Here is a 16,272-nt window from a genome sequence, read left to right as displayed (position 1 = left end):
AGTTGAGGTCAGCCGAGGCCGTATTTTTTCACCTTGTCGAACAGCGTGGTCTTGGCCATGCCCAGCTCCAGGCTGGCCTGGCTCAAGTTGCCGCCGCTGCGTTGCAGCGCATCACTGAGCAGGTTGCGCTCGAATGCCTCGACCGCTTCGGCAAAACCCAGGCCCTGGCTGGCGCCGCCGCTGGCGGTTTTCTTGAATGCCGGCAAGCCAAGCGCATAGCGTTCGGCGACGTTGCGCAGCTCGCGAACGTTGCCTGGCCAGTCGTGGGACATCAACCGCGACAGGGTGTGGCTGTCCAGCTCAGGTGTTTCGCGGTCAAAGCGCAGCGCCGACTGCTGCAGGAAATGCTCGAACAACTGCAGGATATCCTCACGTCGTTCGCGCAGCGGCGGCAGCTCAAGGGTAACCACATTGAGCCGGTAATACAGGTCGCTGCGGAACTGGCCGCTCTGGCCTAACGCATTCAGATCAGACTTGGTCGCGGCAATCAGGCGGCAATCCACTGCAATGCTCTGGTTCGAGCCCAGCCGCTCCAGAGTCCGCTCCTGCAGCACGCGCAGCAGCTTGATCTGCAGGTTGATCGGCATGCTCTCGACTTCGTCGAGGAACAACGTACCGCCGTTGGCATGCTCGATCTTGCCGATGCGGCGCTTGCCAGCACCGGTGAAGGCATTGGCCTCGTGGCCGAAAATTTCACTTTCGAAGAGGTTCTCCGGCAACCCGCCGCAGTTGAGCGCGACGAACGGTTGCGCCTGGCGCCGGCTGAAGTCGTGCAGGCAGCGGGCGACCAGTTCCTTGCCGGTGCCGGTCTCACCTTCGATCAATACATTGGCCGAGGTGTCGGCGACATTGGCGATGAGTTCGCGCAGCTCCTGCATGGCCGGTGAGCGGCCGATGATGCGGCCCTCCAGCGTACTCTGGCTGGCCAACTGGCGGCGCAATGACACCACCTCGCGGGCCAGGCCGCGTTGTTCCAGGGCCCTGCGTACCACTTCGACCAGACGCTCGGGCGAAAACGGTTTTTCCATGAAGTCGTAGGCGCCGTTGCGCATTGCGCCGACAGCCATGTCGATGTCGCCGTGGCCGGTGATCAGCACCACCGGCAGGCCGCGGTCACGGGCCTTGAGTCGGCTCAGCAGCTCCAGGCCATCGATGCCGGGCAGACGGATGTCGCTGACCACGATGCCGGCGAAGTCGTCGCCGATGCGCTCCAGGGCAAGCTCGGCGCTACCCACGCCTTCGCAGGCGATGTCCTCCAGAGCCAGCGCCTGCTGGCAGCCGAGCAGTACATGCGGGTCATCTTCGACGATCAGGACGGTCAAGGGTGCTTGGTTCATGGGGACCCTTCGCTCATGGCTGCTGTGGCGGTTCTGTGGGGGCGTTGACCAGCGGCAGGGCGAGGACGAACGCCGTTCCGCCGCTGGCGGGGTGCTCGACGCTGAGTGAACCTTTGGCGGCAGCTGCGAGGCTTGCAGACAAGGTCAGACCCAGGCCCAGGCCGTGTTCGCCCGGTTTGGTCGTGAAAAACGGCTCGAACAGGTGCTTGCGCGTATCGTCATCGATACCGTGACCATTGTCGCGCACCAGCAACCGGTATTTGTCGGCCTGGAGTTCACCTTCCAGCCACAGCTGCGGCTGCGGCTGGCTGGCCATGGCGTCCAGCGCGTTGCCGATGAGGTTGACCAGAATCTGCTCGAGGCGGGTCTGATCGATGGCCAGCAATTGATCCTCGTACAGATTGTGCAGCTGCACATGGCTGCCGGCAATCCGGTTGGCCAAGACCTGCAGGCTGGCCTCCACGGCCTGTGCCAGCGAAGCCTGGCCACCGTCATCGGCGCGGCGGGCGAACGAGCGCAGGCTGGCGGTGATCCGCCCCATGCGGTCGATCAGGCCGTTGATGGTCTGCAGGTTGGCACTGGCAGTTTCCAGTGCGCCGCGTTCAAGGAAACGCACGGTATTGCCCGACAGCGTGCGCAGCGCTGCCAGCGGTTGGTTGAGCTCGTGGGCGATGCTGGTCGACATCTGCCCGATGGCCGCCAGCTTGCCGGCCTGGACCAGCTCGTCCTGCGCCTGGCGCAGGGTCTGTTCGGCATGCCGGCGCTCGCGAATCTGGCCCTTGAGGCGTTCGTTGCTGGCGCGCAGGTCCGCCGTGCGCTCGGCAATCTTGCGTTCAAGGTGGCTGTTGGCTTCTTCCAGCGCCTCACGTGCGGCCAGGCGCGTGGCGATGACCTTGCGCCGTTCGTTCCAGGCAATGCCAAGGATAGTCAGCAAGGCGAAGGCCACCGCGACCAGCACGCCCTGGATCATCGACTCGCGGCGCAGGTCCTGCAGTGGCGTGAGCAGGGTGAAGTGCCACGGCGTATCAGCCAGGCGACGGGTCTGCGCCAGGTAGGTGACCTCGTGCAGTTTGCCCTGGGCGGTTTCGCTATTGGCCGGGAAGGTCAGTTTCTCGACGCCATCGGCGAGGGTTTCGCGGGCCAGCGGCTCCAGCTCGTTCAGTGGCCACCAGTAGTATTGAAGGCTGCGCGCCAGGCGTTCCTTGGTCTGCGGACTCAGTGCACGGACTGCCTTGAGCCGCCTCGCTGGGTCGCTGGAAAGGATGATGATGCCGTTTTCATCACTGACAAAAGCCTCGAGGCGGGCACGCTGCCAGCGCTCTTCGAGGGTGTCCAGGCGGACCTTGATCACGGCCACGCCGATGATCTTGCCGTGCTCTTCCAGGCCGTGAGCCAGGTAGTAGCCGGCTTCGCCGGTGGTGCTGCCGATGCCGTAGAAGCGCCCAGGCTCGCCCCGCACCGCGTCCTGGAAATAGGCACGGAAAGACAGGTCTTCACCCAGAAATGAATCAGCGTCGCGCCAGTTGCTGGTCGCCTGGACTCGGCCACTGGTATCGAGGACGAAGATGGCCCGGCTGCGGCTACGACGGTTGAGCCCTTCAAGGTATTCGTTGACGCTCTGCCGCGCACCGCCCTCAGGCTCGCTGAGCAGTTGCGATACGCTGTCTTCCAGCTCAAGCAGGCTCGGCAGATAGGTGTACTTGCTGATTTCACTCTCGACTGTGCGCGCGTGCAGCTCGAGTTGCCGTTCGCCGTTTTCGCTGAGGATACGAATACCGCTGTTGTCACTGAGCACATAGCCGATCAGGCCCAGGCCGACCATCAGCAGGATGATCAGAGGTGGTAACAGCAGTTGGCGGATCAGACGGGATTTCACGGCAGGCAGGGCAGGGCGCAGGAGCGAGGGGTCGCATTTCATCACAGTAGCCTTGTCACGACCAGCACCCCCAGCCCGGATCGGACCGAACCAGGGGCGCTGCGGCCGGCTTAGTGTTGCAGGATTTTGCTGAGGAAGTGCTGAGTGCGCTGGTCGCGGGCAGTCTGATCACCGAAGAATTCATCTTTGGTGCAGTCTTCGACGATGTTGCCCTTGTCCATGAAGATCACCCGATCAGCCACTTTGCGAGCAAAGCCCATCTCGTGGGTCACGCACATCATGGTCATGCCTTCGTGGGCAAGCTGGACCATTACGTCGAGCACTTCGCTGACCATTTCCGGGTCAAGTGCCGAGGTTGGTTCGTCGAACAGCATGACGATCGGGTCCATCGACAGGGCGCGGGCAATCGCCACACGTTGCTGCTGACCGCCGGATAGCTGGCCAGGGTGCTTGTGGGCGTGGGCTGACAGGCCAACGCGCTCAAGCAGGGCCAGGCCTTTCTTGGTTGCTTCTTCCTTGCTCCGGCCAAGCACCTTGATCTGCGCGATGGTCAGGTTCTCGGTAATGGTCAGGTGCGGGAACAGCTCGAAGTGCTGGAACACCATGCCGACCCGCGAGCGCAGCTTGGGCAGGTTGGTCTTCGGGTCAGAGATCGAGGTGCCATCAACGACGATGTCGCCCTTCTGGAAAGGCTCCAGCGCATTGACGCACTTGATCAGGGTCGACTTGCCCGAACCGGAAGGCCCGCAGACCACGACCACTTCACCCTTTTTGACATCGGTGGTGCAGTCGGTGAGCACCTGGAAGTCGCCGTACCACTTGTTGACGTTCTTGATGGAAATCATACGGTGATCCTTTTTTGCAGGCGCTTGACCAGCCATGAAGCGGAGAAGCTGATAATGAAGTAGACGAGACCGGCGAAGAGCAGGAATTCATTCGCGCGGCCGACAATGTCGCCACTGGCACGGGCCGAGTTGAGGAAGTCGACCAGGCCCACGGTGTACACCAGCGAAGTGTCCTGGAACAGGATGATGCTCTGCTGCAGCAGCAGTGGGGTCATCTTGCGAAACGCCTGCGGCAGGATGATCAGGCGCATGGTCTGGCCATAGGTCATGCCCAGCGCCTGGGCAGCACCCATCTGGCCTTTGGCAATCGACTGCACACCGGCGCGGACGATTTCGCAGAAGTACGCCGCTTCGAACATCATGAAGGCCACGACGCACGAGGTGAACGCACCGATTGGTGTGTCTTCGCCGGTGATCCAGCGCAGCACGAACGGCACTGCCAGGTAGAACCAGGTGATCACCAGCAGCAGCGGGATCGAGCGGAAGTAGTTGACGTAGGCGCCGGCAATGTTTGCCATCAGCTTGCTCGAAGACAACCGCATCAGCGCCAGCACGGTGCCCAGGGCAATACCGCCGACCACACCCATGACCATCAATTGCAGGGTCATCAGCATGCCGTTCCACAGGCCCGGCAGCGCGGGGATGATGTCCGAGAAGTCCAGTTCCATCACTTGCCTCCTACGGAAATCAGGCCAGGTACGGCCACTTTCTTCTCGACCATGCGCATCAGCAGCATCAGGCCCATGTTCAGGGTGAAGTAGATCAAGGTGGCCAGGGTGAAGGCCTCAAACAGGTTGGCCGAGAATTCAGCGGTCTGTTTGGTTTGCGCCAACAGCTCCATCAGGCCGATCAACGAGGCGACCGAGGAGTTCTTGAAGACGTTGAGAAATTCCGAGGTAAGCGGCGGAATGATGATCCGGTACGCTTGCGGCAGCAGTACGTTGCGATAGATCTGGGCCAGGCTGAAGCCCATTGCCCGAGCGGCAGATTCCTGCCCGCGTGGCAATGCCTGGATACCGGTTCGCACCTGTTCGCAGACTCGCGCTGCGGTGAACAGGCCCAGGCAGATGACCACACTGATCAATGCCGAGGTAGTCGGGTTGAGGTCCTGCTTGAACCATTCCTGCAAGCCTTCGGGCAACAGGTCGGGGATCAGGAAGTACCAGATGAACAGCTGCACCAGCAGCGGCACGTTGCGGAACAATTCGACGTAGGCGGTAGCGATCCCTGATACCAGCCTGTTCGGTACGGTGCGCATGACGCCGAGCAGCGAGCCCAGCAGCAAGGCAATGATCCAGGCGCAGATGGCAATGGCGATGGTCCAGCCCAGGCCGGTGATGTACCAGTCCAGGTAAGTTTCGCTGCCGACGCCAGTGGACTTGAAGAACACGCCCCAGTCCCAGTTGTAATTCATCGGGATTTCCCCTCGGATCGTTGTTTCACGGGCACCTTCGAACATCCAAGGGCGCGAGCGCCCTCGGATGAAAGGTTAGACACTAACTAGCTGCGGGTCAGGACTTCTTTTCGTCTGCCGCTTTATCGGTAGGATTGGCAATCAGCTCTTTCAGCTCATCGCTCATCGGGAAGTTCAGGTTCAGGCCTTTTGGTGGGACTGGCTGGGTGAACCATTTGTCGTAGATCTTGTTGATCTCGCCCGACTTGTACAGCGCAACGATCGCGTCATCGACGGCTTTCTTGAACGGTGCATCACCCTTGCGCACCATGCAGCCGTAGATTTCATAGGATTGCGGGGTGCCGGTCACGGCCCAGAGGTTTGGATTCTTGGCCTTGGCCATTTCACCGGCGAGCAGGGCGTCATCCATCATGAAGGCGACTGCACGGCCGGATTCGAGCATCTGGAAGGCTTCGCCGTGGTCCTTGGCGGAAATCACGTTCATGCCCATCTGCTTGTCGGCGTTCATGGCCTTGAGGATGCGCTCGGACGTGGTACCGGCGGTGGTCACCACGTTCTTGCCTTTCAGGTCAGCGAAATCCTTGTAGGAAGAATCCTTTTTCGACAGCAGGCGAGTACCCACTTCGAAGATGCCTACCGAGAAATCGACCTGCTGCTGGCGCTCGACGTTGTTGGTGGTGGAACCACACTCGACGTCAACGGTGCCGTTCTGCACCAGCGGGATACGGGTCTGGGAAGTAACCAGGTTGTACCTGGCTTTCAGATCCGGCTTGTTGAGCTCTTTTTTCAGGTGCTCGACGATGGCCAGTTGAATGTCGTGGGAGTAGCCGACCGGTTTGCCCGAGGCATCGGCAATGTAGGAAAACGGAATGGAACCGTCGCGGTGGCCCAGGGTGATGGTGCCCGAGTCATTGATCTTCTTCAGGGTGCCGGTCAGCTCTGCAGCCATGGCCGGCGAAGCGATAACAGCAGCCGCGATGGCGGCGCCCAGCAATTGACGAACGATACGCATCAAATTTTCCTCGACATGTTTGTTTTTTTTATGGAGCCGTTGGCGGACTCTTCGTTCAACGAATACAGCATGAAGCGGTGCATTCGGCTTCCAAGTGTAGAGCATGACTCGTGCCAAGCCATGCTGTCGACCTTAACGACTTATCATTGCGTGAGTTTGACTGTTTGAAAGTTCCGCAGATGTTCGACCTGCCGAACGATGCACGGTTTTGTGTTCGGTTATCCGAACGCGAGGCGCTGGCATACAGCCGATGCGATAACTATGTAATGCACGACAGGGGCGTTCACTTGGTGTGCTGTGCGCTTTGCCAGCCGAGGCTCGCCCATGCCCACTGATCAGCCCCAGAGCGACTCCATTGATACCCTCATCGCCCAATGCCTGCCTAGATGGCTGGTGGACCACACGCAACCGGAAAGGCTCGATGCCCTTCGCCATGCCTTGAGCCGCCAGGCCTTGTGCCATTCACGGCTTGATCCGGTCCTGAAAGCCATCCCCTCCTTGCATACCTTTGCGAAAGACTTGCTCAAGCCGAAACTGCGCGCGAGCGGTATCAGCAACCCGGACGTGACTGGTAGCAAGGTGCGCGTCTCGCAGCGGCTGGTGGTGCCTACCTTATCCCCGGCACTGCCGCATTCCACCTACATTCGTCGTTCCAAGCGGTCATTGCTGGAAGCGGCGCTGCATAACTATCACCGGGTGGAAACGCGCCCTAGGCTGCAGTTCAAGGGAGAACTGGTCGACTGCAAGGGCGCTCGCTTGCCGATGAGCTTTCCGGCCTTCGCCTCCGCGTGTCGCGAGATTGATGTAGGTGGCAAGTACCAGGCGTTGCTGGCGCGCCATCTACAGCCTGAAGACGGCCCGGAGGATGAGCCGGGCCAGGCGACCTCCCGTTTGCACGGGCTGTTCGAAGCCAATTTCAGGGCCAATTTCGAAGTGGCTATGCGGATCGCTGCGTTCAAAGGCGATATTGACGAGCGCACCTATTTCTTGTTGTTGCCGCAGGTGAGCGAAAAGCCGGTGGTTCCGTCGGTGGTGGGCACGGTTGTGCCTCGTCAGTTGTACCTGCTGGGTCGACCGGTGCAAGGGGTGCTGGCGCTGGAAGTGCGCCCTTCCCTCAACGAGGCAGTGGAGTCGGTGGTTCTCTGGATACCTGACGACCCTCAGGTGCCTGTTTCCCGTCATGCCAGTTGGGCAGCGCTGAACCGGCATCTTGGCGAGCGTTTCCGTGAACCGGCGTACCGACGTTTTTTTGCACGCTTTGTAAGCGAGCGTGAGCGCATCAATTTCTATCGGGTACTGAACGAGCGGGTTTCAGAGGCGCGCGCAGCCTCAGTGGAGCTCGATGCCCGTTCGGCCCCGATCACCGACTCGCCGTTTGAACACCTGCGCAGGCAATATCTCGCCAAGATCATGGACGACGCTCAGGTACTCGCCGTGCCCACCAATGTCGAAGACGACGAGGACCGGGAGGCGCGCATGCAGGGCTACATGGAGCTGGGTTTGAATGTGCTCAATTTGGCCGGCTTCTTCGTGCCGGTGCTTGGCGCAGTGCTGATGGTGGCGAACGCGGTACAGATTGTAGGCGAAGTGTACGAAGGATACGAAGACTGGCGCATGGGTGACCGCGAAGGGGCCTTGAACCACCTGTTCAACGTTGCCGAGAACGTCGTAGTCGGCGTGCTGATCGCTGGCGGCAGCAAACTTGCCGTACGCGCCGTTGAACGCTTGGCTTTCGTGGATGACCTGGCTCCGGCGTACACCTCCACTGGCAAGGTCAAACTCATGGCCACAGACCTGCCGGGTTACGATGCCCAGCCTGTACGTCGTGTAGGCGCACAGGAATGGCTCTGGCATGTCGACGAGGGGCGTTACCGGGTTGTTGACAATCCTCAGGACGGCCGCTCGAGGATCATGCACCCACGTCGCAGGAGTGCTTACCGGCCGGTTATCGAAGAGAACGGCGGCGGGGGCTGGCGCCACGAACTGGAAGCTCCCCAGCACTGGGCAGGAAGGGCCAATCTGGTCCGTCGCCTGAGTACTCCACTGGCAGAGCTGCCGGAGGCAACCTGCGACTATCTCCTACAGGTGACCGGGCTCACCGAAGCACAGATTCGTCGTTTGCATGTGGAACACATGGGCCCACCTGCACGCTTGCTTGATGCCCTAGAGCTTCATCAGGCGCATGAACAACATCCAGACTTCGGCGCGCCGCGCCTGGCCCAGCACGTTGCCGCGCGGCAGGTGCGGCCCAAGGGCATTGAGCGACTACTGCAGCGAACATTCCCGAGCCTGTCGATTCGCTGCACGCGCGAGGTCCTGCAGCAATGCAGCGGGGCCCAACTCGATACACTCAGCGACGCACAGCGTATTCCCTTGGCGGTGGCCGAGCGCGCCCGATGGTCACTGCGCGAAAGCCGCCTGGATCGGGCGTGCGCCGGTTTGCGCCTGCCGCGGTGCGTCAATCCCGACACTGAACGCTTGGCCCTTGGCTTGTTGAGGCGTCAGGTAGCCTGGCCGGAAACTCTGCGGATCGAAGTGCGTGAAGGCAGCCAGAGCGGCCGGCACCTGGCCAGTATTGGCACAGAGGAGGCCCCGGACGTGCGGTGTATCGTGCGCCGCAGCGACGGCTACCGCTATGCGGGGCACTCCACCTCTGGCTCCTATCTGGCTGCAGTGCTGGCTGCGCTTGACGAGACGCAAACAGTCGATCTTGGCGATGCCGGGGTCAGTCCTGACGCCTTGGGCACGCTGCTGATCGAAGCAGCCGCCACTGATCGCCGCCAGGCGGCCGAGCTCTGTGGCATGGCGCGCCTGGGCGCCGGCCTGCGGCCGCCGACCCGGTTGGGTGACGGGCGTGTCGGTTACCCATTGAGTGGCCGAGGCGAGAGCAGCCGGCGGACGATGAGGCGTGGTATTAACCAGGTTTTTCCGACATTGACGGACGACCAACTACAAGCCTATCTGTTAGACCTCACGGAGCGGCGGGTAGGGCTGTGGGAACATTACGGCCAGCTGATGGACCAGTTGTCGAGCCTGCGTCGAGGGTTGCGCCATTGGCGCAGGGACGCCAGTAATCCGCTGGATGCGCTGCGCCGGCGCCGGGTCGCTGCGGCGATACGGCGCAGCTGGCGGCGAAAGATTACGGATGAGCGCGGCGACTACGCGTTGCTTATCGACGGCGAGCGAATCGGTAGCCTGCCCGATTTACCGCAGGGGGTGAGCTTTGACCATGTCCGGCGTCTGATCCTGACCGACATGGGCCTGACTGAAATCGATGGGGAATTTCTCAGGCGTTTTCCAAATTTGGTGGAGCTCGACCTATCCGGCAATCGCCTGGCTGCGATCCCCCACGGCATTGAACAGATGCCCCACCTGCGGTATCTGAATCTGCGGCGCAACAGGGTGGTGATGGACGAGGGCGGGGAACTGCGGCTTGCTGGGGCAAGCGCACTGCGACGTATCGACCTCAGCCACAACCCGTTGGGGAGGGCACCGGTATTGACCCGTCTGGGCCATTTGCGGGAGGTCAACCTGCGCTCTGTCGGCCTGGAGGCGTTACCTGAGCGGGTTTCGTTTCGTGCTTTTGTGGACTTGCGCAACAACAACATTCGCGAACTACGTCGAGAGGTGCAACAGTTGCGCCTGCAGGTAGAACAGTTGTCCTTGCACGACAACCCGCTGAACGCAACTGACGAAGCGCTGCTCGATGAAGCCCGCGGGCTTAGCCCGGGGCAATGGGGGGCAGCGTCCGCACGGCATCGTGCGGTTGACAGCAATCTGTTCAACAGGTGGGCCGGCAGTGCCGCGGATTCCGCCGAGCGTGACCGCCAGCAGGCGACCTGGACAGCACTGCTTGAAGAACCGCAGTCGCAAGGGCTATTTCGCTTCCTGGCAGACTTCGCCCACACCGAGGACTTCGAGCAGCACTCCGGGCATTACCGCAGCCGTATCTGGCGCATTCTGGAAACCTGCGAACAGCATGAGCAGTTGCGACAGCAGATCTTTCTCGAGGCATCTGGCCCACGCAGCTGTGAAGACCGGCTGCTCCTGCTGCTGGAGCAGATGGAGCTCGGCGTGCTGGTGCAGCGTGCTGTTGAAGATGCCCATGGTTACCGGATCGAAGCCCGCTTGCTGGGCTTGGGCCGTGGCCTGTCCAGGCTCGACGAGGTCGACCGCCTGGCTACGCTGCACGTGCAACGCATGCGGGCCGAGCATGCTCCACATGTCGATGAAATCGAGGTCAGGCTGTTCTACCGGCAGCGGCTTACGCATCCCCTGGGCCTGCCGATCGAGATCGACGAAATGCACTACCCGGGTTTCGCGAACATCACCACCAGTGATCTGCTGCGGGCGCAGGACATCGTGCTGAGCAACGAATCGGTCGAAACCCTGATTCAATCGTTGGCTCAGCGACCGTTTTGGGAACAGTATGCGCGGGAGTTTCATGCGCAGCGATTTGAAGAGCTTGTGCAGCCGCTGCACCAGCGCATGGAGGCGTTGCAGGCTCAGGTTGATGAGCAAGTGATCGACGAAAGCGAATTTCTGCAACGCTGTAAAGCACTGAGGACTGATTACGACCGCAGCGAGCGTGCACTGCTGGTGCGCCTTGCTCGGGAAGCCTATGAACGCTGAGCGTGCACGCCCCCTTGAAGAATCAAGAGAGCTGGGCCGGCATGATCAGGCTGCGCGGCGGTCGGCGCGAATCTTACGAGCCTGCTTCAGGTATTGCTCCAGGTCGGTGTTTTCTTGTGCGGTCAGCGACAGGCCCAGCTTGCCACGACGCCAGAGGATGTCATCGGCTGTCTGGGCCCATTCCGCCTCCAGCAGGTAATCCACCTCGCGGGTGAACAGCCCGGCGCCAATCGCCTGGCCCAGGTCCTCGGGGCCGTTGGCGCCATCAAGCAGCCGCCATACGCGGCTGCCATAGGCCAGTACCCAGCGCTTGGCCATGTCCACGGGCAACCAGCTGAAACGTGCCGTAACGGCATCGACCAACGCCGGTACCGTTGTCATATTCTCGCCGCCCGGCAGTGGTGCAGTGGCCGTCCAGCTGCCGCGCATCTGGGTGAAGAATGGCTTGAGTTCAGCCATGGCCGATTCGGCCAACTTGCGGTAGGTCGTAAGCTTGCCGCCGAATACCGACAACAGCGGCGCCTGGCCGGCTTGCGCGGAGAGGGCAAGAGTGTAGTCGCGTGTCACTGCCGAGGGGTTGTCCGACTCATCGTTGCACAGCGGCCGCACACCCGAATAGGTATGCAGGATGTCGGCCTCACTCAGCTGATGGTTGAAATGCTCGTTGACGACCTTCAGCAGGTAGCTGGTTTCCTGTTCGGTAATCGCAACCTGGGCCGGGTCGCCGGTGTACTCGCGGTCCGTAGTGCCGATCAGGGTAAAACGCTCAAGATACGGGATGCAGAATACGATGCGCTGGTCTTCATTTTGCAGGATATAGGCATGTTCGCCCTCGTAGAGGCGCGGCACGATCAGGTGGCTGCCCTGGATCAGACGGATGCCGTAAGGGGCCTGTAGCTTGAGGTCGTCCTTGATGAAGCTGGCCACCCACGGGCCTGCCGCGTTGACCAGCGCACGGGCACGAATGGTGCGCAGTGTGCCGTTGGTCTCCTGCAGCTCGACCTGCCACATGCCGTCAAGGCGTACGGCACTGAGGCAGCGCGTACGAGTATGGATATGTGCGCCGTGTTCGCGGGCAGCCATGGCATTGAGTACCACCAGACGGGCATCGTCGACAGCACAGTCGGCGTACTCGAAACCCCGGCTGATCGATGGTTTGAGCGGATTGCCAGCGCCAAAACGCAGGCTGCGCGACGCGCCGAGGCGCTTGCGTTTGCCCAAATGATCATAGAGGAACAGCCCCGCCCGGATCATCCACGCAGGGCGCAGGTGCGGCCTGTGTGGCAGTACGAAGCGCATTGGCTTGACGATGTGCGGAGCCTTGGCCAGGAGCACCTCTCGTTCAGCCAGGGCCTCACGAACCAGACGGAATTCGTAATGTTCCAGATAGCGCAGACCACCATGGATCAGCTTGCTGCTGGCCGAGGAGGTGTGTTGCGCCAGGTCGTCCTTTTCGCAAAGGAACACTTTCAGGCCGCGCCCGGCAGCGTCAGCGGCAATGCCCACACCGTTGATACCGCCGCCAATCACGGCAACATCGTAGCAATCGGCAGGGACGGGCTGGGAGGAAACGGGCTGGGACACGGGCAAGGCCTCCTGAGGCTGATACCATCGAAAATGAACATCGATGTTCGTTTGCGAAAATACTAGCGCAACATGCAAGCATTCGCCAGCGAGTCTTCATGGAAAACTTCAATAGGCGGGGCGAAATGAACAATAGCGAACATGACGCGGCGCTCAGTGCGACGCCGCGCACAGGTCACACCACTTCCAGGCGGACCTTGTTGTCGTTGAGCAGTTGGTTCAAGGCGGGCGAGGGCGGCTGATCGGTCACCAGGCAATCAACCAGATTGATCGAGCCGAGCCGGACCATTGCGTTGCGCCCGTACTTGCTCGAGTCGGCGGCTAGGATGACCTGCCGCGCATTGGCAATGATCGCCTGGGAAACACGCACTTCCTGATAATCGAAATCCAGCAGGCTGCCGTCTTCATCGATGCCGCTGATGCCGACCAAGGCGAAATCGACCTTGAACTGGCTGATAAAGTCGACACTCGCCTGGCCGACCACGCCGCCGTCACGGCGCACCGTGCCGCCAGCGACCAGCACTTCGAAGTCATCCTTGGCACTGAGGATCGACGCCACGTGCAGGTTGTTGGTAATGACCTTGAGGTGATTGTGATTGAGCAGAGCGCGGGCAATCGACTCGGTGGTGGTGCCGATGTTGATGAATACCGAGGCATGGTCCGGGATCTGCCGGGCCACGGCTTCGGCGATGCGCTGTTTCTCGTCGCGCATCTGGTCGGCGCGCATGGCATAGGCGGTGTTTTCGATGCTCGAGTCATACGCCGCGCCACCATGGTAGCGCCGCAGCAGGTTGCTCTCGGCAAGCTGGTTGATATCGCGGCGAATGGTTTGCGGGGTAACGACGAACAGCTGGGCCATTTCTTCGATACTGACGTAGCCGCGTTCGCGCACCAGTTCGAGGATTTGTTGTTGGCGCGGGGGCAGATTCATGGGCGGTCCTTGGGGGCTGCCGGACAAATGCTGCAATGATGCCGTAGGAAAGGGATGACAGCCAGTGCGCGCAGTACAAACAAGTCGGTCGCCATGTGCTGAACATGGCGACCGAAGTGGGCAGGGCATGAAACGCTACAGTTTCAATCAGGCGTCGTGATCTTCCCAGTCACGGGTACGCTCGACCGCTTTCTGCCAGCCGGCATAGAGCTTCTCTTTCTGCGCTTCATCCAGCTGCGGGCTGAACTCGCGCTCGATGATAGCCTTGTCGCGCAGCTCATCCAGGCTGCTCCAGAAGCCGCTGGCCAGCCCGGCCAGGTAGGCAGCGCCGAGGGCGGTGGTTTCGCGCATCTTCGGCCGCTCGACACAGCTGCCGAGGATGTCAGCCTGGAACTGCATGAGGAAGTTGTTGGCCACCGCGCCGCCATCCACGCGCAGTTCGCTCAGGCGCTGGCCGCAGTCCTGCTGCATGGCATCGAGGACGTCGCGGGTCTGGTAGGCGATCGACTCCAGTGCGGCGCGGATGATGTGATCGACCTTGACCCCGCGGGTCAGGCCGAACAGTGCGCCGCGTGCGTACGGGTCCCAGTAGGGTGCGCCCAGCCCGGTGAAGGCCGGCACCAGATAGACTCCGTTGCTGTCCTTGACCTTGCTGGCGAAGTACTCGGTGTCGAGCGCATCGTTGACGATCTTCAGTTCATCGCGCAGCCACTGCACGGTCGAGCCGCCGTTGAACACTGCGCCTTCCAGCGCGTAAGCGACTTCGCCACGGGGGCCGCAAGCGATGGTGGTAAGCAGGCCGTGGGAGGAGCTGACCGCCTTGTCGCCGGTGTTCATCAGCAGGAAGCAGCCGGTGCCATAGGTGTTCTTGGCCTGGCCTGGCTCGACGCACATCTGGCCGAACAGCGCCGATTGCTGGTCGCCGGCGATACCGGCGATGTCGATGCCGCTCTTGGTCTGGCCATACACCTCGGAGGAGCCGCGCACCTCTGGCAGCATCTGGCGTGGCACACCGAGCAGCTCGAGCATCTTTTCATCCCACTGCAACGTGTGGATGTTGAACATCAATGTACGCGAGGCGTTGGTGTAGTCGGTGACATGTACCTTGCCGCCGGTGAATTTCCAGATCAGCCAGGTATCGATGGTGCCGAACAGCAGTTCGCCGCGCTCGGCGCGCTCGCGGACACCTTCGACGTTGTCCAGGATCCACTTCAGCTTGGTCCCGGAGAAGTACGGGTCGGTGACCAGACCGGTGGTTTCGCGGATGTAGTCTTCATGGCCATCGCGCTTGAGCTGGGCGCAGATCTCGGTGCTGCGCCGGCACTGCCAGACGATGGCGTTGTACACCGGGCGGCCGCTTTCCTTGTCCCACACCACCGTGGTTTCACGCTGGTTGGTGATGCCGATGGCGGCGACCTGGGCGTGGCTGATGCTGGCCTGGGCCAGGGCCTCGACCATGGTCGCGCTCTGGGTGGCGAAGATTTCCATCGGGTCATGCTCGACCCAGCCAGCCTGCGGATAATGCTGGACGAACTCACGCTGGGAGGTGCCCACCACGTTTGCGTCACGGTCGAAGATGATCGCTCGCGAACTGGTGGTGCCCTGGTCCAGGGCGATGATGTAGTTCTTGTCCTGGGTGTCTGTCATGTCAATGGCCTTGCACAAAATAGGGGGAGGCCAGGCGCTGTGCCTGGCTGTCGGCAGCGGCTCTCCGGTCAGGAGGCCCGCGCATCGCTCTGGGAATTATCGTCTGTTTGCCCGAGTGCAACCTGCGCGGTGGGCAAGTTGCGGGCGATCAGGCCACGGTAGGCGGCAGCGCCCAGGCATGCACCCACAATGGGCGCGAATATCGGAATCAGGAAATACGGAATGTCACGCCCGCCAGTGAAGGCGATATCACCCCAGCCTGCCAGGAACGTCATCAGCTTTGGACCGAAATCTCGGGCAGGGTTCATCGCAAAGCCGGTCAGCGGGCCCATGGCGCTGCCAATTACCGCGATCAGCAAGCCGATCAGCAGCGGTGCCATGGCCCCGCGCGGCAGGCCATTGTTGTCGTCGGTCAAGGCCATGATCACTGCCATCAGGATCGCGGTGATGATCATTTCAACCAGAAACGCCTGGCCGATCGACAGCGCCGGGTGCGCATAGGTGGAAAACACCGACGCCAGCTCCAGGCTGGCCTGGCTGCCGCGGACCATGGCGTGGGATTGTTCGTAATCGAAGAACAGCGTGCTGTACAGGCTGTACACCAGCGCGGCGGCACAGAAGGCGCCAGCTACCTGGGCGAGGATGTAGAACGGCAGTTTGCGCTTTTCGAAACCGGCGAACAGGCTCAGGGCGATGCTCACTGCCGGGTTCAGATGGGCGCCGGATACACCGGCTGTGAGGTAGATCGCCATGCTCACGCCGACCCCCCAGATAATGCTGATTTCCCACAGGCCGAAGCTGGCGCCCGCGACCTTGAGCGCGGCGACGCAACCGGTGCCGAAAAATATCAGTAGCGCAGTGCCGAAAAACTCGGCCATGCATTGGCCCCGAAGGGTGGGTTCGCGTAGTGCAGTCGTCATGTATGACCTCGGTTCTTGTTGTTGTGAGGCGCGGAGCGCTCGACAGCAAGGCCCAGAGTCGATCCCCATTGACC

General features: G+C 61.4%; 11 protein-coding genes. 1 reads left to right on the top strand and 10 read right to left on the bottom strand.

Going from position 1 to position 16,272, the window contains the following annotated elements:
* Nucleotides 1-8: 8 nt before the first annotated feature.
* From aauR to HU736_RS21080, 6 genes are all read right to left on the bottom strand, one after another.
* Complete coding sequence (gene aauR / locus HU736_RS21105) at nucleotides 9-1,337, bottom strand: two-component response regulator AauR (protein WP_101321857.1); 1,329 nt, start codon at nucleotides 1,335-1,337, stop codon at nucleotides 9-11.
* A 13-nt stretch (nucleotides 1,338-1,350) separates the two neighbouring features.
* Complete coding sequence (gene aauS / locus HU736_RS21100) at nucleotides 1,351-3,255, bottom strand: two-component sensor histidine kinase AauS (RefSeq protein WP_103438370.1); 1,905 nt, start codon at nucleotides 3,253-3,255, stop codon at nucleotides 1,351-1,353.
* A 68-nt stretch (nucleotides 3,256-3,323) separates the two neighbouring features.
* The gene (locus HU736_RS21095) at nucleotides 3,324-4,058 is read right to left on the bottom strand and encodes an amino acid ABC transporter ATP-binding protein (RefSeq protein WP_101321855.1); all 735 of its coding nucleotides are present in this window, start codon (nucleotides 4,056-4,058) and stop codon (nucleotides 3,324-3,326) included.
* A complete protein-coding gene (locus HU736_RS21090) occupies nucleotides 4,055-4,726 on the bottom strand; it encodes an amino acid ABC transporter permease (protein ID WP_101321854.1) in 672 nt (223 codons plus the stop codon). Before HU736_RS21090 ends, HU736_RS21095 begins: the two co-directional genes overlap by 4 nt.
* Nucleotides 4,726-5,472: an amino acid ABC transporter permease gene (locus HU736_RS21085; protein WP_103438369.1), complete on the bottom strand. Its 747-nt coding sequence runs from the start codon at nucleotides 5,470-5,472 to the stop codon at nucleotides 4,726-4,728. The genes HU736_RS21090 and HU736_RS21085 overlap by 1 nt, the downstream gene beginning before the upstream one ends.
* A 97-nt stretch (nucleotides 5,473-5,569) precedes the next feature.
* Entirely contained in the window at nucleotides 5,570-6,484 is a 915-nt protein-coding gene (locus HU736_RS21080; protein ID WP_101321852.1) for a glutamate/aspartate ABC transporter substrate-binding protein, read from the bottom strand.
* Nucleotides 6,485-6,808: 324 nt separating this feature from the next.
* Here HU736_RS21080 and HU736_RS21075 point away from each other — a divergent pair, with 324 nt between their 5' ends.
* The gene (locus HU736_RS21075) at nucleotides 6,809-11,116 is read left to right on the top strand and encodes an NEL-type E3 ubiquitin ligase domain-containing protein (protein ID WP_186700769.1); all 4,308 of its coding nucleotides are present in this window, start codon (nucleotides 6,809-6,811) and stop codon (nucleotides 11,114-11,116) included.
* Nucleotides 11,117-11,161: 45 nt separating this feature from the next.
* Here HU736_RS21075 and glpD read toward each other — a convergent pair whose 3' ends face one another.
* The 4 genes from glpD to HU736_RS21055 form a co-directional block, all read right to left on the bottom strand.
* Nucleotides 11,162-12,700, bottom strand: a complete 1,539-nt coding sequence (glpD, locus tag HU736_RS21070; protein WP_186700767.1) for a glycerol-3-phosphate dehydrogenase — start codon at nucleotides 12,698-12,700, stop codon at nucleotides 11,162-11,164.
* A gap of 175 nt (nucleotides 12,701-12,875) precedes the next feature.
* Complete coding sequence (gene glpR, locus HU736_RS21065; protein ID WP_101321849.1) at nucleotides 12,876-13,631, bottom strand: DNA-binding transcriptional repressor GlpR; 756 nt, start codon at nucleotides 13,629-13,631, stop codon at nucleotides 12,876-12,878.
* Nucleotides 13,632-13,778: 147 nt separating this feature from the next.
* On the bottom strand, nucleotides 13,779-15,278 hold the full coding sequence (glpK, locus tag HU736_RS21060; RefSeq protein ID WP_101321848.1) for a glycerol kinase GlpK: 1,500 nt from the start codon (nucleotides 15,276-15,278) through the stop codon (nucleotides 13,779-13,781).
* A 68-nt stretch (nucleotides 15,279-15,346) separates the two neighbouring features.
* Nucleotides 15,347-16,198, bottom strand: a complete 852-nt coding sequence (locus HU736_RS21055) for an MIP/aquaporin family protein (protein WP_103438365.1) — start codon at nucleotides 16,196-16,198, stop codon at nucleotides 15,347-15,349.
* Nucleotides 16,199-16,272 lie beyond the last annotated feature (74 nt).

Source organism: Pseudomonas shirazensis, assembly GCF_014268785.2.
Taxonomy (GTDB): Bacteria; Pseudomonadota; Gammaproteobacteria; order Pseudomonadales; family Pseudomonadaceae; genus Aquipseudomonas; species Aquipseudomonas shirazensis.
This window is presented reverse-complemented; position numbering and strand designations above follow the sequence as displayed.